General features: G+C 67.7%; 19 protein-coding genes. 6 read left to right on the forward strand and 13 right to left on the reverse strand.

The features are described 5' to 3' along the window. Positions 1 to 148: 148 nt before the first annotated feature. On the forward strand, positions 149 to 1,987 hold the full coding sequence (gene ilvD / locus PV764_RS16470; protein WP_266083441.1) for a dihydroxy-acid dehydratase: 1,839 nt from the start codon (positions 149 to 151) through the stop codon (positions 1,985 to 1,987). A 121-nt stretch (positions 1,988 to 2,108) separates the two neighbouring features. Here ilvD and dinG read toward each other — a convergent pair whose 3' ends face one another. From dinG to aroE, 3 genes are all read right to left on the reverse strand, one after another. Beyond that, positions 2,109 to 4,211 carry an ATP-dependent DNA helicase DinG gene (gene dinG, locus PV764_RS16475; RefSeq protein ID WP_019185435.1) on the reverse strand — a complete coding sequence of 701 codons (2,103 nt, stop codon included), beginning with the start codon at positions 4,209 to 4,211 and terminating at the stop codon, positions 2,109 to 2,111. Between the two features lie 141 nt (positions 4,212 to 4,352). Beyond that, positions 4,353 to 4,715, reverse strand: a complete 363-nt coding sequence (locus PV764_RS16480; RefSeq protein ID WP_019185436.1) for a hypothetical protein — start codon at positions 4,713 to 4,715, stop codon at positions 4,353 to 4,355. Between the two features lie 10 nt (positions 4,716 to 4,725). Then, a complete protein-coding gene (aroE, locus tag PV764_RS16485) occupies positions 4,726 to 5,571 on the reverse strand; it encodes a shikimate dehydrogenase (RefSeq protein ID WP_019185437.1) in 846 nt (281 codons plus the stop codon). Positions 5,572 to 5,624: 53 nt separating this feature from the next. Here aroE and PV764_RS16490 point away from each other — a divergent pair, with 53 nt between their 5' ends. After that, positions 5,625 to 6,500 (forward strand): TolB-like protein, encoded by an 876-nt coding sequence (locus PV764_RS16490; RefSeq protein ID WP_421117110.1) that lies wholly within the window; start codon positions 5,625 to 5,627, stop codon positions 6,498 to 6,500. Positions 6,501 to 6,566: 66 nt separating this feature from the next. Here the strand turns inward: PV764_RS16490 and PV764_RS16495 are convergent, their stop codons facing one another. From PV764_RS16495 to PV764_RS16510, 4 genes are all read right to left on the reverse strand, one after another. After that, positions 6,567 to 6,839: an SHOCT domain-containing protein gene (locus PV764_RS16495; RefSeq protein WP_019185439.1), complete on the reverse strand. Its 273-nt coding sequence runs from the start codon at positions 6,837 to 6,839 to the stop codon at positions 6,567 to 6,569. 31 nt (positions 6,840 to 6,870) lie between these two features. Further along, a complete protein-coding gene (gene hemB, locus PV764_RS16500; protein WP_046273034.1) occupies positions 6,871 to 7,860 on the reverse strand; it encodes a porphobilinogen synthase in 990 nt (329 codons plus the stop codon). Between the two features lie 27 nt (positions 7,861 to 7,887). Beyond that, complete coding sequence (locus PV764_RS16505; RefSeq protein WP_019185441.1) at positions 7,888 to 8,805, reverse strand: bestrophin family protein; 918 nt, start codon at positions 8,803 to 8,805, stop codon at positions 7,888 to 7,890. A 123-nt stretch (positions 8,806 to 8,928) separates the two neighbouring features. After that, a complete protein-coding gene (locus PV764_RS16510) occupies positions 8,929 to 9,177 on the reverse strand; it encodes a hypothetical protein (protein ID WP_070472543.1) in 249 nt (82 codons plus the stop codon). A 181-nt stretch (positions 9,178 to 9,358) separates the two neighbouring features. On the opposite strand from PV764_RS16510, the gene PV764_RS16515 reads away from it, so the two are divergent. Next, the gene (locus tag PV764_RS16515; RefSeq protein WP_019185443.1) at positions 9,359 to 9,817 is read left to right on the forward strand and encodes a hypothetical protein; all 459 of its coding nucleotides are present in this window, start codon (positions 9,359 to 9,361) and stop codon (positions 9,815 to 9,817) included. A 104-nt stretch (positions 9,818 to 9,921) separates the two neighbouring features. Here the strand turns inward: PV764_RS16515 and PV764_RS16520 are convergent, their stop codons facing one another. The 4 genes from PV764_RS16520 to PV764_RS16535 all read right to left on the reverse strand — a co-directional run bounded on the left by PV764_RS16520 (position 9,922) and on the right by PV764_RS16535 (position 15,439). Further along, on the reverse strand, positions 9,922 to 11,733 hold the full coding sequence (locus PV764_RS16520; protein WP_019185444.1) for a DUF885 domain-containing protein: 1,812 nt from the start codon (positions 11,731 to 11,733) through the stop codon (positions 9,922 to 9,924). 79 nt (positions 11,734 to 11,812) lie between these two features. Then, on the reverse strand, positions 11,813 to 12,322 hold the full coding sequence (locus PV764_RS16525; RefSeq protein WP_046273032.1) for a cytochrome c oxidase assembly factor Coa1 family protein: 510 nt from the start codon (positions 12,320 to 12,322) through the stop codon (positions 11,813 to 11,815). Positions 12,323 to 12,361: 39 nt separating this feature from the next. After that, complete coding sequence (locus tag PV764_RS16530; RefSeq protein WP_019185446.1) at positions 12,362 to 14,590, reverse strand: S9 family peptidase; 2,229 nt, start codon at positions 14,588 to 14,590, stop codon at positions 12,362 to 12,364. A gap of 159 nt (positions 14,591 to 14,749) precedes the next feature. After that, positions 14,750 to 15,439 (reverse strand): glutathione S-transferase N-terminal domain-containing protein, encoded by a 690-nt coding sequence (locus PV764_RS16535; protein ID WP_421117111.1) that lies wholly within the window; start codon positions 15,437 to 15,439, stop codon positions 14,750 to 14,752. Between the two features lie 106 nt (positions 15,440 to 15,545). Between PV764_RS16535 and PV764_RS16540 the strand changes: the two genes are divergently transcribed. The 3 genes from PV764_RS16540 (at position 15,546) to PV764_RS16550 (ending at position 17,980) form a co-directional block, all read left to right on the forward strand. Next, positions 15,546 to 16,181, forward strand: a complete 636-nt coding sequence (locus tag PV764_RS16540) for a TIGR00645 family protein (protein ID WP_019185448.1) — start codon at positions 15,546 to 15,548, stop codon at positions 16,179 to 16,181. Between the two features lie 187 nt (positions 16,182 to 16,368). Then, positions 16,369 to 17,370: an energy transducer TonB gene (locus PV764_RS16545; RefSeq protein WP_421117112.1), complete on the forward strand. Its 1,002-nt coding sequence runs from the start codon at positions 16,369 to 16,371 to the stop codon at positions 17,368 to 17,370. A gap of 181 nt (positions 17,371 to 17,551) precedes the next feature. Further along, the gene (locus PV764_RS16550) at positions 17,552 to 17,980 is read left to right on the forward strand and encodes a hypothetical protein (protein ID WP_421117113.1); all 429 of its coding nucleotides are present in this window, start codon (positions 17,552 to 17,554) and stop codon (positions 17,978 to 17,980) included. A gap of 193 nt (positions 17,981 to 18,173) precedes the next feature. Here PV764_RS16550 and PV764_RS16555 read toward each other — a convergent pair whose 3' ends face one another. Both PV764_RS16555 and PV764_RS16560 read right to left on the reverse strand, forming a co-directional pair. Beyond that, positions 18,174 to 19,358, reverse strand: coding sequence for an ABC transporter permease (locus tag PV764_RS16555; RefSeq protein ID WP_019185451.1), 1,185 nt, complete (start codon positions 19,356 to 19,358; stop codon positions 18,174 to 18,176). Beyond that, positions 19,355 to 20,101 carry an ATP-binding cassette domain-containing protein gene (locus tag PV764_RS16560; protein WP_046273991.1) on the reverse strand — a complete coding sequence of 249 codons (747 nt, stop codon included), beginning with the start codon at positions 20,099 to 20,101 and terminating at the stop codon, positions 19,355 to 19,357. The genes PV764_RS16555 and PV764_RS16560 overlap by 4 nt, the downstream gene beginning before the upstream one ends. Between the last annotated feature and the right edge of the window lie 31 nt (positions 20,102 to 20,132).

Raw genomic sequence — 20,132 nt, forward strand, 5'->3', positions numbered from 1 at the left:
ACCAAAACCGGCAAAGTCGAAAACATGAACAGCGTTTCAGGATTCGATCGCGCGGCAGCGGCGAAGGTGGTTGCAAACGCAACCGGAATTTTTCGGCAGAATCGAGGCGAAACGCGCCCCCACGGCCCGCCAGATCCTGCCAGCCACCATGCCTGAATACCGCTCCCGCACCTCCACCGCCGGCCGCAACATGGCTGGCGCACGCGCCCTGTGGCGCGCCACCGGGATGACCGATGGCGACTTCCACAAGCCGATCATCGCCGTCGCCAACTCGTTCACCCAGTTCGTGCCCGGCCACGTGCACCTCAAGGACCTGGGCCAGCTCGTGGCGCGCGAGATCGAGCAGGTCGGCGGCGTAGCGAAGGAATTCAACACCATCGCGGTGGACGACGGCATCGCCATGGGCCATGACGGCATGCTGTATTCGCTGCCCAGCCGCGAGATCATCGCCGACTCGGTGGAGTACATGGCCAACGCACACTGCGCCGATGCGCTGGTGTGCATCTCCAACTGCGACAAGATCACCCCCGGCATGCTGATGGCCGCGCTGCGCCTGAACATCCCGGTGGTGTTCGTCTCCGGCGGGCCGATGGAAGCGGGCAAGACGCGCCTGTCAGAGCACAAGCTGGACCTGGTCGATGCCATGGTGATCGCCGCCGATGAAAGCGCCAGCGATGAGAAGGTCGCCGAATACGAGCGCAGCGCCTGCCCCACCTGCGGCTCGTGCTCGGGCATGTTCACCGCCAACTCGATGAACTGCCTGACCGAGGCACTGGGCCTGTCGCTGCCGGGCAACGGCTCCACCCTGGCCACGCACGCCGACCGCGAGCAGCTGTTCCGCCGTGCCGGCCGCCTGATCGTGGAACTGTGCCACCGCTGGTATGGCGGCGAAGAGATCGGTGCGCTGCCCCGCGGCATCGCCACCCGCCAGGCGTTCGAGAACGCGATGACGCTGGATATTGCGATGGGCGGCTCGACCAACACCATCCTGCACCTGCTGGCGGCGGCGCAGGAGGCCGAAGTGGACTTCGACCTGCATGCCATCGACGCGCTCTCGCGCCGTGTGCCGCAGCTGTGCAAGGTCGCTCCGAACACGCCGAAGTACCACATGGAGGACGTGCATCGCGCCGGCGGCGTGTTCGGCATCCTCGGTGAGCTTGCGCGGGGCGGCCTGCTGCACACCGACGTGCCGACCGTGCACAGCCGCACCCTGGCCGAGGCGATCGCACGCTGGGATGTCGCGGTGAGCACCGATGAGAAGGTGCACGATTTCTTCCGCGCCGGGCCGGCAGGCATCCCGACCCAGATCGCGTTCAGCCAGGCCACGCGCTGGCCGACGCTGGACGTGGACCGCGCCGAAGGCTGCATCCGCGATGTCGCCCATGCGTACTCCGCAGAAGGTGGACTGGCCGTGCTGCGTGGCAACCTGGCCGTGGATGGCTGCGTGGTGAAGACTGCCGGCGTGGATGAATCCATCCATGTGTTCGAAGGCAACGCGCGGGTGTTCGAGAGCCAGGACGCCGCCGTGCAGGGCATCCTCGCCGATGACGTCGTCGCCGGCGACGTGGTCGTGATTCGCTACGAAGGCCCGCGCGGCGGCCCGGGCATGCAGGAGATGCTGTACCCGACCAGCTATCTGAAATCCAAGGGGCTGGGCAAGCAATGCGCCCTGCTCACCGACGGTCGTTTCTCCGGCGGCACCTCCGGGCTGTCGATCGGCCATGCCTCGCCGGAAGCGGCCTCGGGCGGCACCATCGGCCTGGTGCGCAACGGCGACCGCATCCGCATCGACATCCCGGCGCGGCGCATCGATCTGCTGCTGGATGACGCCACGCTGGCGGCACGCCGTGCCGAACAGGATGCACTGGGCTGGAAACCGCGCGAGGCGCGCCCGCGCAAGGTCACCGGCGCGTTGAAAGCCTATGCGTTGCTGGCGACGAGTGCCGACAAGGGCGCGGTGCGGGATCTGGCGAAGCTGGAGGAGTAGGTTCACGCCATACGTGGATGCGCGCAATTTGAAGCGGCGGCGCGTTCTGACCGGAGAGCAGCCACGCATGGCGTGGCTCTACCCTTGTGAACGCCACGACCCCGTGGCTGTCTGATGCCCCCTACCCGATCACCCGCTTGAACGGCGGCAGTGAATCGATGATGCGTTTGCCGTAGCGGCGGGTCAGCAGCCGCGAGTCGAGGATGATCACGCGACCGGTATCGGTGGAGGTGCGGATCAACCGGCCGGAGAACTGGGTCAGCGTGCGCAGGGCGTGCGGGATCGCGATCAGGTTGAAGGCGTTCAGGCCGCGGCTTTCGAACCACTCGCTCAGCGTGGAGGTCTGCGGGTCGGTCGGGACCGCGAACGGCACCTGGGTGATCACCACGGTGGTGCAGGCTTCGCCGGGCAGATCCAGGCCTTCGCCGAAGGAATTCAGCCCGAACAACACCGAACCCTCACCGGCCGAGGTACGCCGCAGGTGCTCGTCGATCATCTTCTGCTTGGCGGTCTCGCCCTGCACCAGCACCTGTTTGCGCTGCGCGGCCGGCATCAGCTCGGCCACCTTTTCCATCTTCCAGCGCGAGGTGAACAGCACGATGCTGCCCTTGCCCCAGTCCAGCTCCTTGACCAGGTACTTGGCGATTTCCTTCGGGTGGCCTTCCTTGTCATCCGGGGTGACCGGGAACGCCGGCACGATCAGCTGGGCCTGGTTGGGCAGGTCGAACGGGGAGGCGAGCGAGACCATCTCGGCCTCGGCCGGAATGCCGTTGTCGATCGCCAAGGCCTGGAAGTCGCCGCCGCCGGTCAGCGTGGCCGAGGTCATCACCACCGAATCCACTTCATCCCAGAGCAGCTTGCGCAGCACGTTGGCGGCCGACACCGGCGAGCCGTGCAGGACCAGGTCGCCATCGCGCGAGAGGGTGATCCAGCGCGCGGTGGGCGGCTGGCCGTCCTTGTCTTCGCGGCGCCAGCCGGTCCACAGGTTGTGCTGCTGCTCGATCATCTCCAGCGCCATGCCGAGGTTGCGCTGCAGGCGTTCGCGCGCGGCATCCTCGGGCTTGCCCTTGGCGACCTGCGTCAACGCGGCATGCGCCCAGTTGAACAGTGCGCGGGTGTCGTCGGCGATGGCCTCGATGTCCGGCATCCAGATCTCCGGCAGGCGGCCATTCGGGGCGCGCCACATCGGCTCCTGTGCGGACGGGTCCGGCCGCCAGCTGCGGTCGATCACATCGCGGAAGGCCTTGAGCTGCTTGCTGACCTTGGCGGCGACCTCGATCGCCTCGTTGGGCAGCAGGTTGCCCAGCTTGTCCTTGTCCACCGCGCGGTAGGCGGCGGCGATCAGGATCTGCAGGCGGCCGGTGCGCTTGGCCATCTCGTCCAGCGCGAGGCTGGCCGCACCCTGGTCGATGGCGACGTTGCCGATATGGTGGCCTTCGTCGAGCACCAGCAGCATGTCCGAGGGCGGGGCGATCAGCGGCTGGCCGTTGTCGCTCTCACCGATCGACAGCGCCGACAGCAGCAGCGCGTGATTGGTCACCACGATCTGCGCCTCGCGCACGGTGTTGCGCGAACGCAGCACGGCGCACTGCGCGGCGTAGGCGCACTTGCGCCCGGCGCAGCCCGAGGCCGGCGTGGTGATGCGCGAGCGCAGGGTGTTGCTGATCGTTTCCGGCGCGTTGTCCAGGTCGCCGTTCCAGCGGCCTTCGAGGAAGGCCTTGCTCAGCGACTGCGCCAGGTCCATCTCGATCGGCGCCAACGGGCGATCGAACAGCGGCTGCTCGTCTTCGAACATGCCTTCCTGCGCGCCATCGCCATGCGCCTCGGCGGCATTGCGGGTGCACAGGTAGCGGGTGCGGCCCTTGGCCAGCGCCACCGTGGCTTCGATACCGGTGGCCTTGAGGAAATTGGGGATGTCGCGCTCGACCAGCTGCGACTGCAGCGCCACGGTGCCGGTGCTGATCACCAGCTTCTTCTTGGTCGCCAGCGCGATCGGCACGCCGGCGGTCAGGTAGCCCAGCGACTTGCCGACGCCGGTCGGGGCTTCAACCACGCCCACGCCGCCGCTGTGCGAGAGCGCACGCGACACCACGCCGATCATCTGGCTCTGTGAACGCCGGGTACTGAAGCCGGGCGTATTGGCCTGCAGCTTGGCGTAGGCGTCGCGGATGCCGGCCTTGAGTTCGTCGTTCAGGGCGCGGGGGGCTTCAACTTTTTCGGTCACGCCGGAGGACTGCCTGACTGGATCACGGTCCCCATTTTCTCACGACCCGGCGGTCGTGACCGGCGCCATTTTCCGCGCCGGTTCATCTCCGTGACGCGACCCACGCCAACACTGTGGACCGCGACAGCCTGCTGCATCCGCTCAGCGCGGCGGCAGCGGCGCAGCGGGCGGAACGGCGCGGCTGCGCAGCGCGCGGGTCATCGCCCAGACCAGCAGGACCAGCGCGAGCGCCTCGAACAGGTTGAGCGCGAAGTGGCCAGCGCCCAACAGCTTGGACATCAGCTGCAGGTTTTCGTAGTTGCCCTGCTGCACCATCCACATCGGCACCAGGTTGAGCACCAGGCCGGCCAGCGTGGTCAGCGCCAGCAGGCCCAGCGCGCCCAGGGCAACGCTGCGGATCGCCCCGCGCGGGGTGTCCACCACCCAGACCACCGCGACCGCCAGCGCGATCAGCACCGGCAGGCGCACGCCCACCATGGTCAGCATCGAGACCAGCAGGTCCATGTCCACCGGCTCAGTCCTCGCCGGCCAGCGGCGCCAGCCGGTTCCGCAGCTCGGTGTAGACCGCATCGGTCTGCGGGCGCACCGCGTGCCACTGCAGGAAGCTCTCGGCGGCCTGTTCGACCAGCATGCCCAGGCCATCGACGATGTTGCGGCAGCCGGCCGAGCGCGCCCACGCGGTGAAGGCGATCGCGGCCTCGCCGTAGTTGAGGTCCACGGCGGTGGTCATGCTGTTGACGAGCGAGAGCGGCAGCTTGAATTCCGCGGTGCGGTCGCGGCCGGCCGAGGTGGCGTTGACGATCAACTCGAAATCGCCCAGCTCGCGGATGTCTTCCCAGTAGCGGGTGATCGCGCGGCCCGGCTCGCCCATCGCATCGATCAGCGCGTCGGCGCGCTCCGGAGTGCGGTTGACCACCACCAGCTCCAGGATGCCGGCATCCAGCAGCGCCGGGGCCACGCTGCGGGCCGAGCCGCCGGCGCCGATCAGCAGGGTGCGGCGGCCACGCAGGTCCAGGCCGTGGCGGTCGGTAAGGTCACGGACCAGGCCGATGCCATCGGTGGTGTCGCCATGCCAGCGGTCGCCCTTGCGCAGCAGCGTGTTGACCGCACCGGCGCGGCGCGCGCGCGAGGTCAGCGTGGTGCACAGTGCGAAGGCGGCTTCCTTGTGCGGCGCGGTGATGTTGGCGCCCACGCCGCCCTCGGCGGCGAAGGCCTCCAGCGCTGCGAGGAACTCGGCCGGCGACGCTTCGATCGCACGGTAGTCCAGCGCCAGGCCTTCCTGCCGGCCGAACGTGGCGTGGATGTGCGGCGACTGCGAATGCGCGATGGGCTGGCCGAATACGGCGTAACGGTCGGTCATGGGTTGTCCTGCTCCGGGCCTAGAATGGAACGCAAACCCCAACGGACGCGATGATGCGCATTCCATTGTCTCTGCTCGCGCTGAGCGCCAGTTTACTCTGCACGCCCGCCGCGATGGCGCTTTCCGAATTCGGCATCGAGGGCATGGGCGTGGTCTCGACCAAGGCCAACGAAGCCCAGGCCACGATCGCGCCGGACGGCCAGCGCATCGTGTGGGCCAGCGACCGCGCCGGTGGCCAGGGCGGCTGGGACCTGTGGCAGGCGGTGCTGCGCGACGGCCGCTGGCAGGACCCTGCCCCGCTCGCGCTCAACAGCGCCAGCGACGAGCGCGACCCCTACTTCAGCCACGATGGGCGCTGGCTGTACTTCGCCTCCAACCGCAGCGGCGGCCAGGGTGGATTCGACCTGTACCGCGCCCCGGTGGCCGCCGATGGCAGCGTCGGGCCCGCGCAGACCCTGCCGGGGGCGCTCAACACGCGGGCGGACGAACGGGCCCCCGCGCTGCGCCCGGACGGCCGCATGCTGCTGTTCTCGCGCAACGGCAAACACACCCAGGGCGGCTTCGATCTGTACCTGGCGCCCGTGCAGGGCGAGGGATTCGGCACCGCGCAGGCCCTGCTCGCCCCGCTCAACACGGCCGCCGACGAACTCGGGGCGGCCTGGCTGGATAACGAGGGTGCACTGGCCTTCACCCGCGCGAGCGACGGACATTCGCAGGTCCTGCTGGCGAGCTGCGATCACCGCCAGGCGGCGGTGCCGTTGACGTTGTCGTTCAACACCGCCGACGGCCAGACCGGCGCGCCGGTGGTGGACGCGTCCAAGCCCACGGAGATGGTGCTGGCTGGCATGGCACGCGCACCGCGTGCCGGCGGGCTGGATCTGTACCGGATCAAGGCGCCGGCAGCGCCGCGGGATATGGGCTGCGGTTGACGCTGCGGGGCCGCAAGGCAGCCACGCGTGGCGTGGCTCTACCCGTGGAGGCGGCGCCGCCCAGCGTCAATGGCCCTGCAGCAGCTCCGCGCGCAGCTGCTCGTACTGCGCTTCGCTGATCTCGCCGTGATCCTTGCGCTGGTTCAAGGCCGCCAGCTGCGCCTGCAATGCCGGCGACAGCTGCGCCTCACGGGCGATGCGGGCAGCGGCGGAGGGCTGCTCCGGCGCCTGCCGCGCGGCGCGGCGCACGCCACGGATCACCAGCCCGATGACCGCTGCGAAGGCCAGCACGCCGGCCGTCCAGGTCACCCACTGTAGCCATCCCATCGTCTGCATCATCCTCGTCCTGTATCGGGGTGGGCGCGTATTGTCAGCGCTCGCGCAGCCAACGCGCCACCTGCGGGGCGAAATAGGTCAGCACGCCATCGGCTCCGGCACGCTTGAAGCCGATCAGCGATTCCATCACACAGGCTCGTTCATCCAGCCAGCCATTGGCGAAGGCCGCCTTCATCATCGCGTACTCGCCACTGACCTGATACGCGAAGGTCGGCACGCCGAACTGCTGCTTCACCCGGCGCACCAGGTCCAGGTAGGGCATGCCCGGCTTGACCATGACCATGTCCGCACCTTCTTCCAGGTCCAGCGCGATCTCGCGCATGGCCTCATCGCCGTTGGCCGGGTCCATCTGGTAGGTCTTCTTGTCCGCCTTGCCGAGGCCGGCCGAGCTGCCCACCGCATCGCGGAACGGACCGTAGAACGCCGAGGCGTACTTGGCCGAGTAGGCCATGATGCGCACGTTGACGTGGCCCGCAGCATCCAGCGCGCGGCGGATCGCACCGATGCGGCCGTCCATCATGTCCGAGGGCGAAATGATGTCCACACCGGCGTCGGCATGCGAGAGCGACTGCTTGACCAGCGCCTCGACCGTGATGTCGTTGAGCACGTAGCCGGCGTCATCGATGATGCCGTCCTGACCATGCGTGGTGTACGGATCCAGCGCGACATCGGTCATCACGCCCAGCTCGGGGAAGCGCGACTTGAGTGCACGCACGGCGCGCTGCGCCAGCCCGTTCCCGTCCCACGCCGCCGCCGCGTCCAGACTCTTGCCGGCCGGATCGATCACCGGGAACAGGTCGATCACCGGAATGCCCAGTTCCAGCGCCTCTTCGGCCACCTTCAGCAGCTCGTCGATCGAGAGCCGTTCCACGCCGGGCATCGAGGCGATCGGCGCGCGGCCGGCCAGCTCGTGCACAAACACCGGATAGATCAGGTCGTCGGTGGTCAGGGTGTTTTCGCGCATGAGGCGGCGCGAGAACTCGTCGTGACGCATGCGGCGGGGGCGGTAGTCGGGGTGTGCCATGAGGTGCTCCGGAACGGAAGGCAGGAATTACTGCAGCAGGTACTGCCGCGGTTGCAGGGGCTCGGGCAGCGGCTGGACGCCCAGGCTGTCGAGCAGATCGATTTCGATGGTGCGCACCATCGCGTCCAGCGGCAGGTCGTTGGATTCCAGCCCGAACGGCTCTTCCATCTCCTCGCCGAGCTGGTCCAGGCCGAAGAACGCATACGCCAACACGGCCGAGACCACCGGCGTGGCCCAGCCCAGCGAGCTGGCCAGGCCGAACGGCAGCAGCACGCAGAACAGCCACGCGCAGCGGTGCAGCAGCAGCGTGTAGGCGAACGGCAGCGGGGTGGTCAGGATGCGCTCGCAACCGGCCTGGATGCTGGAGAGCGCATGCAGGCGTGTTTCGAACTGGGTGTACAGGTAGGGATCGAGCTGACCGGCGCGCAGCGCCTGGGCCAGATCGGAGGCGATCATCGCCAGCAGTTGATCCGGCACATTGCGGCGCTGGCCGAAACGCACGCGGTCGGCCTCGGCCACCCACGGCAGCGCCGCCAACGCCACGTCGCGGCCGCGCAGGCGGGCGGCCAGGGCATGCGCGAAACCGATGCACAGCCGGCACACCCGGTCACGCAGCGCCGCATCGTCGACCAGCACGGCCTGGCACAGCCGCGCCAGGCTGCGCGATTCATAGATCAGCTGGCCCCACAGCTTGCGGCCTTCCCACCAACGCTCGAAGCAGGCGTTGTTGCGGAAGCTGAGGAAGATCGACAGCACCAGGCCCAGCAGCGTGAACGGCGCCACCGAGACGCGCTCGATGCCCGGCGGGTGCCACAGCTCGGCCAGGGCGGCAACGGCAATGGACAGCAGCAGGATCGCCACGACTTTCGGGGCCACCGCCGGAACGATGGAGCCGCGCAGGATGTAGAGCAGTTGCCAACCGTGGGGACGAGGACGAATGATCATCGGTGCAGGGAGAGCGCCCGGACGGGCGTGGACCGCCGGCGGAGCCGGATGCGGCAGCCGGTCATTCTACGCCGATGGTGCCGGGCGGCCGTGAGCTGCGACGGTCGGTCGCACCCGCATGGCTCAGATGATGCCGCCGCCCAGCCCGAGCCGGACGATGCCGACCACCACCACGATGCCGTTGAGCACCAGCCCGGTCCAGGCCCGGCCGCGCTTGCTGACGTGGGTGAACAGGATGCCGATGGCGGCGATGACCGCGCCCACGGCGGCGAACGGGATCAGGAACCAGTTGCCCCAGCCCAGCAGCGGGATCAGGGCCACAATCATCCAGAGCAGCGCCACGATGCCCCACAACAGACTGATCAATCCCATGCCCGGCTCCTTGAGGTGAATGCGTGGCCCACCATAGCGGTTCCGGGCGCAGGCGCAAGCGGCAGCGAGACGCCGTTGGCGGGGGCCTCACCGCGGCGGTGCTAGGGTGCACTGGCAGGGGTTGGCACCGATTCAGTCGCCAGCGCCGATCATCCCAGCCATCACACACAGGGGTAACGCCATGAACATCCGATGCGCCGCATTGCTGGGCCTGGCGCTGCTCAGCGCTGGCTGTGCCAGCACCTCCAAGGTCATGCTCGGCCAGGCACGTGCGCCGGTCGATCCGGCCACGGTCCAGATCTACTCCACGCCGCCGGCCGGCTCACAGGAAATCGCCCAGCTCGAATCGGCCAGTGCGGTCGGCTTCGGCACGCAGGGCCAGACCGATGCGGCCGTGATGCGGCTCAAGCGTGAAGCGGCCGCCCTCGGTGCCAATGGCGTGATCCTGATGGGCGTCGGCTCCAGCGGTTCGCCGGTGGGCATGTCCGTCGGTGCGGGCAGCTATGGCTCGCACGTGGGCGGTGGCGTCGGCATCGGCATTCCGACCACGCAGAAGCGCGCGGCCGGCGTGGCCATCTGGGTACCCAACCCGCCGCCGGCGCCGCGCCTGCCCACGCAGACGATCACGCCGCAGCGCTAACCGGCGCCGCGGTAGGCCACGACCGTGGGTCGTGGCGGCCGGGCCAGCGCACCGACCAACGGTCGGTGCCTAGCGGGAAACGCCCCGCACCTACCGGAACCGAGTCAGCGCTTGGCCGCGCCTTTGTACTTCGGCACGAACACCTCGTTCACTGCCTTGGCCAGCTGGTCCGGCGGCAGCAGGCCCTGGTCCAGCAGGAAGTTGTTGAACGCCAGCCGGTCGAAGCGATCGCCCAGCGCCAGCTCGGTCTGCATGCGCAGCTCAAGGATGCGGGTGTAACCGTAGAAGTAGCTGCCGGCCTGGCCGGGCATGCGCACCATGTAGCGGTCCAGTTCCTGGGTGGCCATCGCCTTGGACAGGCCGACTTCGTCGATCAGCACGCGCTCGGCGTTGGCACGGTCGATCTGGCCCAGGTTGAGCATCGGGTCCAGCATTGCGCGCGCGGCACGCAGCAGGCGGAACTGCAGCGCGATCAGCTGCCCGTCCAGCGGCTCGTACGGCACCATCTCCGCTTCGGCATACAACGCCCAGCCTTCCACGTTGACCGAGTTGAAGGCGAACATGGTGCGCGCCAGCGAGATGCCGCGCTCGACCATCGCGGTGAACTGCAGCTCGTGGCCCGGGCGGCCTTCATGCGCGCTCAGCGTCCAGGCGGCTGAGCCGAAGTTGAAATCGTCGTACTGCGCGGCCTTGTCGCCGGCCGCCGGGTTGCCCAGCGGCAGCACGAAGGTGCCCTGCTGGCCGGTGTTGCCGACCAGCGGCGCCGGCAGGAAGTGGGGGGCCGGCGAGGCGGCGCTTTCGGCGGCCGAGCCCAGGCGCATCTGCATCGGGCGCTGCGGCACGTCGACGATCTTCTCGCGGCGGATGATCGGGTCGATCGCATCGATCACGCCACGGTAGTGGTGCTCCAGCTGGTCATCGGCAATCTTGTCGCCCTTGAGCGCACGCACCACCGCGACCGGATCGGTGGGGTCGGTGACCTTCAGGCCCTTGGCCTGCACCACCAGCGGTGCCAGCTGGCGCATCGCCGAGCGGGTCTCCATGAATTCCAGCTGGGCCCGCTGCATCAGCAGCGCCGGGGCGATGTCGATGCCCACGCGCTTGAGCTGGTAGGCATACAGCGGCTCGGGCAGGCGCGCGTCGGTGCGGGCCTTGGGCAGCACGTCACGGCGGGTCCAGTCGCGGTACTCGCGCAGCTGGCTGGCGATGGTCTGCAGCGCCTGCTCGGCACCGGCCACCTTGTACTTGCCGAACAACTGCTCGATGCCGCTGATGTAGGTATCCACATTGGCCAGCGACTGCTCGACTTCGATCTTCGTCGGCTGCAGCAGGCCCTTGTCGCCCAGGCGCTCTTCGTAGCGCTGGCGCGACAGCGTGGTCACCGGCTGCGTGCCCGGGGCAAGCCCGGCGTAGGCCTTTAGACGATCCAGCGCCCTGGCGCGGCGCTCGGCGGGTACCTGGTCGGACAGCAGCAGATTGAGGCCGCTGAACACGGTCTGCGGGGTATCGCTCCACGGCAGCAGGTACTTCTCGTTGAGTTCGCTGCCTTCGATGTTCTGGTCGGCGGCGGCGATCATGATCGCCAGGTCCTGGCGGACATTGGGATCGCGCTCGGTGGCGAGCTTGGCCTGCAGCTCACTGCGCGCCTTGGCCATCGCCGCGCGGTAGCGGGCGCCGTTGTCCGGGCCGAAGTCGGCCACCTTGTCGTCGTAGCCCGGCACGCCGAAGAAGCCGGTTTCTTCCGGCTGGAACGGGCCCTGCGCATCCAGCAGGATCTGCGCGAGCTGATTGCTGCGGGTCACCCAGGCCGGCGAAGCGGCGGGCTTGGCGGCTGCCGGCGCGGCCAGGGCCGGGGGAGCCGACAGCGCGGCGGGAACGGACAGCGCAAGCGCAACGGCGAGGACAAGCGGCTTCATGCAGGAACTCCAGGGCAGGATGCCTGCGACCCTACGCACTTGGCGGGTCCGGGGCAATTGGCCGGAGGTCATGCGCCGCTCAGATCTGCAAGGCCTCCGGTGCCGGCGGGCAGTCCCCCTTCGCCCGGCACTCTTCGAGCGCGCAACTGTCCGCGGCTTCGAGGTCGTCCAGGGCGGCCAGATCGATCGCCTCCTTGCCGTCGGTCACCACGTACAGCATCGGGTAGTCCCAGTGCTCGCCGGCGCGCTTGGCATTGAGGAAGATGCGGCCGTTGCCCTGCGGGCCGGACACCGCGATCACGAACTGGCTCTGCCCGTTGGAATGCATCGAGCCGGCCGGCAGGTAGCCATCGCGCAGCGGCTCACCCAGGGCCGCCACCAGTTCGATGTTGCAGCGCGCACGGCGCATGGCTTCCTGGTAGGGCGTGCTGGACTTGCTCCAGTACGCCCACTGGGACAGCGCGAACCCTACCGCGCCCGCTGCCGCCGCCATACCGACCACCACCGCCAGCGGCATCGCCCAGCGCCAGTGGCGACGCCACCAGCCGGTGGGCACGGTCGAACCAGGAAGCGCGGGCGGCAATGTCATCGGCAAACTCCTTGTCAGGCCGGTGGCGGAAACGCGGCATCAGGGCGCCAGGCAACGCCCCAGGAAATCTTCGGCCAGGCGGTAGCGGTGCAGCGCATTGCTGCCCGACAGGCCGTGCTTGGCGCCGGGGTAGGTCATCAGTTCGAACGGCTGGCCGCGCTTCTGCAGGGCGCTCATCAACACCGTGGAATTGGTGAACAGCACGTTGTCATCGGCCATGCCGTGGATCAGCAGCAGGCGCGAGCGCAGGCCGTCGATGTGCGCCAGCACGCGCGCTTCTTCGTAGCCCTTCGGGTTGTTGCCCGGCAGGTTCATGTAGCGCTCGGTGTAGTGGGTGTCATACAGGCCCCAGTCGGTCACCGGTGCACCGGCCACGCCGCAGGCGTAGCTGTCGGAGGCCTTGGCCAGCAGCATCAGGGTCATGTAACCGCCGTTGGACCAGCCCTGCACGCCGATGCGTGCCGGGTCGACCCAGGCCTGCTGCTTCAGCCAGGCCACGCCGCGCAGCTGATCGGCCACTTCCACCGTGCCCTGCACGCCATACAGCGCGCCACCGAAATCACGGCCGCGACGCGGGGTGCCACGGTTGTCCAGCGAGAACACCACGTAGCCCTGCTGGGCCAGGTACTGGTTGAACAGATGATCGCCACGGCCGGGCCAGCTGTTGGTGACCGTCTGCGAGGCCGGGCCGCCGTAGACGTACACCACCACCGGGTAGCGCTTGGCCGGATCGAAACCGGTCGGTTTGATCAGGCTGTAGTGCAGTTCGGTCCTGCCATCGGCGGCGGTCAGGGTGCCGAACTCGACCGGGCGCTGCGCATCGAGATAGCGCGCGTACGGATGCGCCGGGTCGTCAAGATTGTTCTCGACCAGGGTCGCGATCTTCTCGCCGTTGGCACGGTGCAGTGCGATCTGCGGCGGCGTGGTCGTGTTGGACCAGCTGTCCACGTAGACGCTGGCGTTGCGCGCGAAGCTGGCGGTGTGCATGCCCGGCGCCTGTGAGAGGCGCTGCGGCGTGCCACCCTGCAGCGACACGGCATACAGCTGGCTTTCGCGCGGGCTGTCCATGCCGGCGCGGAAGTAGACCTTGCCGGCGTCTTCGTCCACGGCGAGCAGTTCGTCCACCGGCCAGGTGCCGGCGGTCAGCGGGGTGACGGTCTTGCCGTCGTCGGAGATGCGGTACAGGTGCTCGAAGCCACTGCGCTCGGACGACCACACAAAACCGCCCTGCTTGAGGAAGCGCAGGCTGTTGTGCAGCGGCACCCAGGTCGGCGAGGTCTCGGTCACCAGCGTGCGCTGCTGGCCGCTGGCCAGCTCGGTCTGGACCAGTTCGAGCGTCTTCTGGTCGCGCGACTGGCGCTGGAAGGTCAGGTGTTTCGGGTCGCGCCAATCGACGCGGGCCAGATAGATGTCGGGGTTGCGGCCCAGGTCGATCCAGCGCGGCGCGGCGTTCCGGCGCGGCGCGATCACCGCCAGCTTCACGGTGACGTTGTGGTCGCCGGCGGCCGGGTAGCGCTGCTCGATCATCTCGGTGCGGTCGGCATACATCTCGTAGCGTTTCTGCACCGGCACCGGGGACTCATCGATGCGGGCGAAGGCGATCGCCGAGTCATCCGGCGCCCACCAGTAGCCGGTGTGGCGGTCCATTTCCTCATCGGCCACGAACTCGGCCACGCCATTGCCGATGGTGTCGCTGCCATCGCCGGTGAGCTGGATCTGCTGGCCGCTGGCCAGGTCGATCACCCACAGGTTGCGGGCGCGCACGAAGCTGACGAAGCCGCCCTTCGGCGAGAGCTTGGCATCGGTGGCGAAGCCTTCGCCGTGGGTGAGCTGGCGCACCGCGGCCTTGCCCTGCTTGCTCAGGTCGTACAGGTACAGCTCGCCGCCGAGCGGGAACAGCAGGGTGCGTGCATCCGGCGACCACTGGTAATCGACGATGCCGGTCATCGCGGCGATGCGCTGACGCTCGCGGCGGGCCTTCTCGGCATCGCTCAGGGTCTCTTCGCCCGGCAGCACCACCTTGGAATCGACCAGCAGATGGGTCTGCCCACTGGCGATGTCGTACGCCCACAGGTCCAGCTGGTTGCGATCCGCATCCTTGCCGCGCAGGAAGCTGACCTGCGAGCCATCCGGGGCCACCTTGGGCTTCATCAGGGTCGGGCCGGACAACGGCAGCGGGCCGGTGATGGCATCCAGGGTCAGTTTTTCAGCGTGGGCGATCGAGGTCGAGGCGAGCATCAGGGCGAGCGAAGCAAACAGGTGGCGCATGAAGGATTCCGGCAGCGTCTGGGCAGTCCCCGGCCGCTGGCGCGGCACGGGGAACGCTTCATCCTAACCAAAACCGTTCCGGTCGTGCCGGAGATGGCGGGCATCCGGCCGCGCCGAGTGTTCCGGGGAGCCGGCCAGCGGCCGGCACTACGCCGCTGCTCAGCGCTGGCCGAACAGGTGCTTGCGCTCTTCTTCGCTGAGTGGCTTGCCGGCCTGCGGGTTCACCTTCTCGCGCAGGGCGTAGGCCCGCTGGGTGGCCGGGCGCGCAGCGATCACGTCATGCCAGCGCTTGAGATTCGGGAAGGCGCTGAAATCGACCGGCAGCTTGTCGTAGGCCCCGATCCAGGGGTAGCTGGCCATGTCGGCGATGCTGTACGCCTCACCGCCAAGATAGGCGGTCTGCGCCAGGCGCTTGTCCATCACGCCGTGCAGGCGGCGCACTTCGTTGTCGTAGCGCTCGATCGCATAGGGAATCTTTTCGGGCGCGTAGACGTTGAAATGGCCCATCTGGCCGCTCATCGGGCCAAGCCCGGCCATCTGCCAGAACAGCCATTCCAGCACCGCCACCCGGCCGCGGCTGTCGGCGGGCAGGAAGCGGCCGGTCTTCTCGGCCAGGTACAGCAGGATCGCGCCGGACTCGAACACGCTCTGCGGGGCGCCGCCGTCAGTGGGCTGGTGGTCGACCAGCGCTGGCATCTTGTTGTTGGGCGAGATCGCCAGGAAGGCGGGCGTGAACTGGTCCCCGGCGCCGATGTTCACCGGCTGGATCTGGTACGGCAGGCCGGTCTCCTCCAGCATCAGCGTGACTTTGTGGCCATTCGGGGTGGGCCAGTAGTACAGGTCGATCATGGCGACGGCTCGCGGATTGGGAATACCGAGTCTAGTCCGTCATTCGGCTTGGCAGGGTCAAGCCGGACCGTTACGCTGCGCCGTCCCCGCAACGCAGCATCCCAGCATGAGCTCGACCCAGACTCCCATCAGTCCCCTGTCCTCCCTGATCTTCGCCTCGCGCTGGCTGCAGCTGCCGCTGTACCTGGGCCTGATCCTGGCCCAATGCGTTTATGTGTTCCTGTTCGGCAAGGAGTTGTGGCACCTGCTGCACAAGGCCAACACCATGGGCGAGCAGGAGATCATGCTGCTGGTGCTGGGCCTGATCGACGTGGTGATGATCTCCAACCTGCTGGTGATGGTGATCGTGGGCGGCTATGAGACCTTCGTGTCGCGCCTGCGCCTGGAAAACCACCCCGACCAGCCGGAATGGCTGAGCCACGTCAACGCGAGCGTGCTGAAGGTGAAGCTGGCGCTGTCGATCATCGGTATCTCCTCGATCCACCTGCTGAAGACGTTCATTGCGGCGGGCAATCTGGATGGGCTGCCGTCGTGCAACAGCCCGGAGTACATCCTGGCGGTGCAGACGGCGATCAGCAGCATCGGCCCGGGCGCTGCAGCGGCCTTCAAGTGCTCGGCCATGACCTCGACCGGGGTGATGTGGCAGACCATCATCCACTGCGCCTTCATCCTCTCGGCGATCGGCATCGCCTACACCGACAAGCTGATGAACGGCACGCCGAGCAAGGCGCTGTCGCACTGACACTTGCCCGGCAGCGGCGGCATCGGTGAGGATGCCCCCTGCCCAGACCGCCTGGCCCCCGGTCCGGGCGGGGTGATGCTAGATTGCACACCTGCGGGTCCGCCATGGACGTCGGGAAACGTCCATGGCCTTCGGTCGGCCTGACCGCATCAGGCCCTACGCATCGTCGTCTTCAAAGGGGAGTTGGATGTCGCACGTCAAGACTCATGGCCCGGCGCGCCTGTTCGCGCCGATGATCCTGCTGGTCGCCCTGTCCGCCTGCTCGGGCAAGGACGACACCGCACCGGCCGCGCCTGCGGCACCCGCCACCCCCACTGCTGCGCCGGCCGCACCGGCGGTCTCGGCCAAGGTCCAGTCGCTGGGTACCGAGGAACTGCGTGAGCTGGCCAGCAAGGCCCTGCGCGAGAACCGCATGTACGCCCCGGCCGGCGACAACGCCATCGAGTACTACCTGGCGCTGCGCGACAAGACCCCGGATGACGCCTCGGTCAAAAGCGCGCTGACCGATCTGCTGCCCTATACCCTGATCGCCGCCGAGCAGAACCTGGGCCGCGAGGATTTCGCCGAAACCCAGCGCCTGGTTGCGCTGATCGAAAAGGTCGACCCGGCCGCCCCCGCACTGCCGCGCCTGAAACAAGGCATCAGCGGCAGCATGCAGACCGCGCTCAAGCGCACCCAGGAAGAGACCGACAAGGTCAAGAAAGACGCCGAGGCCCGCGCCAAGCAGCTGGTTGAACAGCAGCGCCTGGCGCAGCAGCAGAGCACCGAAGCCGAGGCCGCGCGGCAGATCGCCGCGCAGCAGGAAGCCGCGCGCCGCGACACCGACCGCCAGGATGCCGAGCGTCAGGCCAACGCCCGCCGCGAGGCCGAACAGCGCCAGCAGCAGGCCGCCGCCCAGCAGGCCGCGGCCACCCGCCAGGCCGCCGCGGCGCCCAGCCTGCGCCCGGTCAGCACCCCGGCCCCGCGTTACCCGGCCGACGCGCTGCGTTCGGGCACCTCCGGCGAAGTGCTGGTCGAGCTCACCGTCGGCACCGACGGTTCGGTGACCGCCGCCCGCGTGCTGCGCGCCACCCCGGCGCGCGTGTTCGACCGCGAAGCGCTCAACGCCGTCAAGCGTTGGAAGTTCGAGCCGGTCGGCGCCCCGGTCACCACGCGCCGCACGCTTGCCTTCGCGCCGGAAGGCGGTTGATCGCAGCATAAGGTGGGAGGACGAAAGGCCCGGAGTGATCCGGGCCTTTTGCGTTGATTCCGTCAGGTTGCGTCGCGGTTTTCCACTGCCGACTCAGGCCTGGTCCAGACTGATAGGAAGCGGTTCGTGCTCCGGTTGAGTGTGAACAGAACTGCCCATCATCTCAACACGAGGAATCAACATGAAATACGACGACGCAAGCTGGCATTCGGAGGGCGACTTTCCTGGGGACCTGCGCGCCGAAGCGGGTGCCACCCATATCGGTATGTTCTTCGCTTGGCTGATGCTCAACGGAATGGGCGAAAGCGCCATGAACGGAGGGTTGGATGCAGAGATCCAGCTTCTCGCCGACCGTACTTGGACCCCCGGCCAGTTCCTGCTGGAATACGCTGACGGAAATCTCGTCGATGACTTGCTCAATGAAGAGGCCAATGCATTTACGCTTGACTACTACGACGCCGACGACGGCGAGTTCCTTGAAGATTACGAAGCAATCTTGGCGGATGATCTTCCCAGCCTGTATCACGTAGAAGACACGTGGGTAAATTTTGATCTGCTGGCAGCGGCACTCCAAAAACGTTTGATGGAATGGCGTTCGAAGCGAGGCTAATGAGCTGCGCAGCGAGCTTGGCTATCTGCAGCGCTCCTCTTCTCCGCAGTCGCGACGCGTGGCGTCCTGCGGAGCTTATCGAGCAGCGTTGGAATACATCCAAAGGATCGAGAATTTCTGTATGCGATGCCTGCGCAATGCGGACTGAAAACAGCTGACGGAGCGATGGCACCATTGCCATCCCTCCGATCCATCAACCCGAAATCGCCAACCGCTCCTGATGGTAGCGACGCACCGCGGCATACCAGAACAGCGCCGCCAGACCGAAGCCCGCGCCCAGGTACACCGCCCACATCTGCGCGCTGATCGTTTCGTGGCGGATGATCTTGAGCAGCATCTGGTTCTGCGCCAGGAACGGCACCGCGAACTGCCACAGCTCACTCTTGATCGGGTACACCATCAGCGCGTAACCCGGCAGCATCGGTAGCAGCATCAGCCAGGTCATGTGGCTCTGGGCTTCTTTCATGCTCTTGGCCGCCGCCGACAGGAAGGTCAGCAGCGACGTGCCGATGAACAGCATCGGCAGCATGATCAGCAGCATCTGCAGCATCGGCAGGAAGCCCATGTTGAGCTGCCGGCCTACCCCGCCGGAGGATAGCTGCGCGCTGATCTTGAAGGCCGCCAGGGTCAGCAGCAGCGATGCGACACCCACGGCGCAGGCCGCAGCGATCTTGCCGCTGACGATCGCGCTGCGCGGTGCGGGGGTGGCGAGCAGCGGCTCCAGCGATTGCCGCTCACGTTCGCCGGCCGTGGTATCCATCACCAGATAGGCGCCCCCCAGGAACGAGGTGATGGTGAGCAGGATCGGCAACAGCACCGAGAGCATCATCCCGCGCTTGGCTTCGGCGGTCGCCAGGTCCTGCGCGGCGACATCAAGTGGGCGCGCTACCTGTGCATCGATCCCGCGCGCCAGCAGGCGCAGGGCACCGACCTGCTGGCTGTAGCCACCCAATGCCGCTTCCAGACGGCTGCTGGGAATATCGGCAGCGCGGCGGGTGCTGTCCTTGATGATCTCCACCAGCGCCGGGCGGCCGTCGGCCCAGTCCTTGCCGAAGTCCGGGCTGATGCGCAGCGCCACATCAATGCGCTGGCTTCGGATCGCTTCGGTGAGGTCCTTCGGTGCCTCGGTCGCATTGAGACCCTGCGATGCCAGGAAACGCACCAGATTGGGGGCATGCTCGCCGCCGATCATCGGTATTTCCAGCGGCTGCTCGATCTGCGTCTTGACCCGGCTTTCGGCCAGTTTGCTCATGCCCAGGATCAGTACCGGGTACAGCAGCGGTCCCAGCAGCAGGGTCAGCGCGAGGGTGCGGCGGTCGCGGGAGAGATCGCGCAGTTCCTTGCGCATCACGGTCAACAGCGTGGCGAACGAACTCATGCGTGCAATCCTTCTTCGGTACCGATCGCCTTGACGAAGGCATCTTCCAGGTTGCTTTCCCCGGTCTGTGCGCGCAGCTCATCGGCGCTGCCGGCGGCCATCACCGTGCCCTGCGCGATGATCACCACGTGGTCACACAGCGCGGCCACCTCCTGCATGATGTGGCTGGAGAAGATCACGCAGCGCCCCTCGTCGCGCAGCCCGCGCAGGAAGCCGCGCAGCGCGCGCGTGGTCATCACGTCCAGCCCGTTGGTGGGCTCATCCAGGATCACGTTGCGCGGGTCGTGCACCAGGGCGCGGGCGATCGCGGTCTTGGTGCGCTGGCCCTGCGAGAACCCTTCAGTCTGGCGGTCGAGGATGTCCTCCATCTCCAGCGCCGTGGACAACACCTTGGTGCGCTCGCGGATCCGCGCGGCACTCAGGCCGTGCAGCTGGCCGAAGTAGGCGATGTTCTCGCGCGCGGTCAGGCGCTTGTAGACCCCACGGGCATCGGGGAGCACCGCCAACTGGCGGCGCACGGCGATCGGGTCTACCGCCGCGTCGATGCCATCCACCAGCACGCGGCCCTGGTCGGGCTTCATCAGCGTGTACAGCATGCGCATGGTGGTGGTCTTGCCGGCACCGTTCGGCCCGAGCAGGCCGGTGATGCGGCCGTCTTCGGCCTGGAAGCCGACGTTCTGGACGGCGTGGATCAGGCCGGTCTTGGTCTTGAACGCTTTATGCAGGTTCTCGGCGACGATCATGCGCGCACCTCCCCGGTGCGGTGGGAGGAAC

It is taken from the genome of Stenotrophomonas sp. AS1 (assembly GCF_048957655.1).
GTDB lineage: Bacteria > Pseudomonadota > Gammaproteobacteria > Xanthomonadales > Xanthomonadaceae > Stenotrophomonas > Stenotrophomonas bentonitica_A.

Coding starts and splice junctions, on each gene's coding strand:
- ilvD (WP_266083441.1), top strand. CDS start 149: ATGCCTGAATACCGCTCCCGCACCTCCACCGCCGGCCGCAACATGGCT.
- PV764_RS16480 (WP_019185436.1), bottom strand. CDS start 4,715: ATGGACCTGCTGGTCTCGATGCTGACCATGGTGGGCGTGCGCCTGCCG.
- aroE (WP_019185437.1), bottom strand. CDS start 5,571: ATGACCGACCGTTACGCCGTATTCGGCCAGCCCATCGCGCATTCGCAG.
- PV764_RS16490 (WP_421117110.1), top strand. CDS start 5,625: ATGCGCATTCCATTGTCTCTGCTCGCGCTGAGCGCCAGTTTACTCTGC.
- PV764_RS16495 (WP_019185439.1), bottom strand. CDS start 6,839: ATGATGCAGACGATGGGATGGCTACAGTGGGTGACCTGGACGGCCGGC.
- hemB (WP_046273034.1), bottom strand. CDS start 7,860: ATGGCACACCCCGACTACCGCCCCCGCCGCATGCGTCACGACGAGTTC.
- PV764_RS16505 (WP_019185441.1), bottom strand. CDS start 8,805: ATGATCATTCGTCCTCGTCCCCACGGTTGGCAACTGCTCTACATCCTG.
- PV764_RS16510 (WP_070472543.1), bottom strand. CDS start 9,177: ATGGGATTGATCAGTCTGTTGTGGGGCATCGTGGCGCTGCTCTGGATG.
- PV764_RS16515 (WP_019185443.1), top strand. CDS start 9,359: ATGAACATCCGATGCGCCGCATTGCTGGGCCTGGCGCTGCTCAGCGCT.
- PV764_RS16520 (WP_019185444.1), bottom strand. CDS start 11,733: ATGAAGCCGCTTGTCCTCGCCGTTGCGCTTGCGCTGTCCGTTCCCGCC.
- PV764_RS16525 (WP_046273032.1), bottom strand. CDS start 12,322: ATGACATTGCCGCCCGCGCTTCCTGGTTCGACCGTGCCCACCGGCTGG.
- PV764_RS16530 (WP_019185446.1), bottom strand. CDS start 14,590: ATGCGCCACCTGTTTGCTTCGCTCGCCCTGATGCTCGCCTCGACCTCG.
- PV764_RS16535 (WP_421117111.1), bottom strand. CDS start 15,439: ATGATCGACCTGTACTACTGGCCCACCCCGAATGGCCACAAAGTCACG.
- PV764_RS16540 (WP_019185448.1), top strand. CDS start 15,546: ATGAGCTCGACCCAGACTCCCATCAGTCCCCTGTCCTCCCTGATCTTC.
- PV764_RS16545 (WP_421117112.1), top strand. CDS start 16,369: ATGTCGCACGTCAAGACTCATGGCCCGGCGCGCCTGTTCGCGCCGATG.
- PV764_RS16550 (WP_421117113.1), top strand. CDS start 17,552: ATGAAATACGACGACGCAAGCTGGCATTCGGAGGGCGACTTTCCTGGG.
- PV764_RS16555 (WP_019185451.1), bottom strand. CDS start 19,358: ATGAGTTCGTTCGCCACGCTGTTGACCGTGATGCGCAAGGAACTGCGC.
- PV764_RS16560 (WP_046273991.1), bottom strand. CDS start 20,101: ATGATCGTCGCCGAGAACCTGCATAAAGCGTTCAAGACCAAGACCGGC.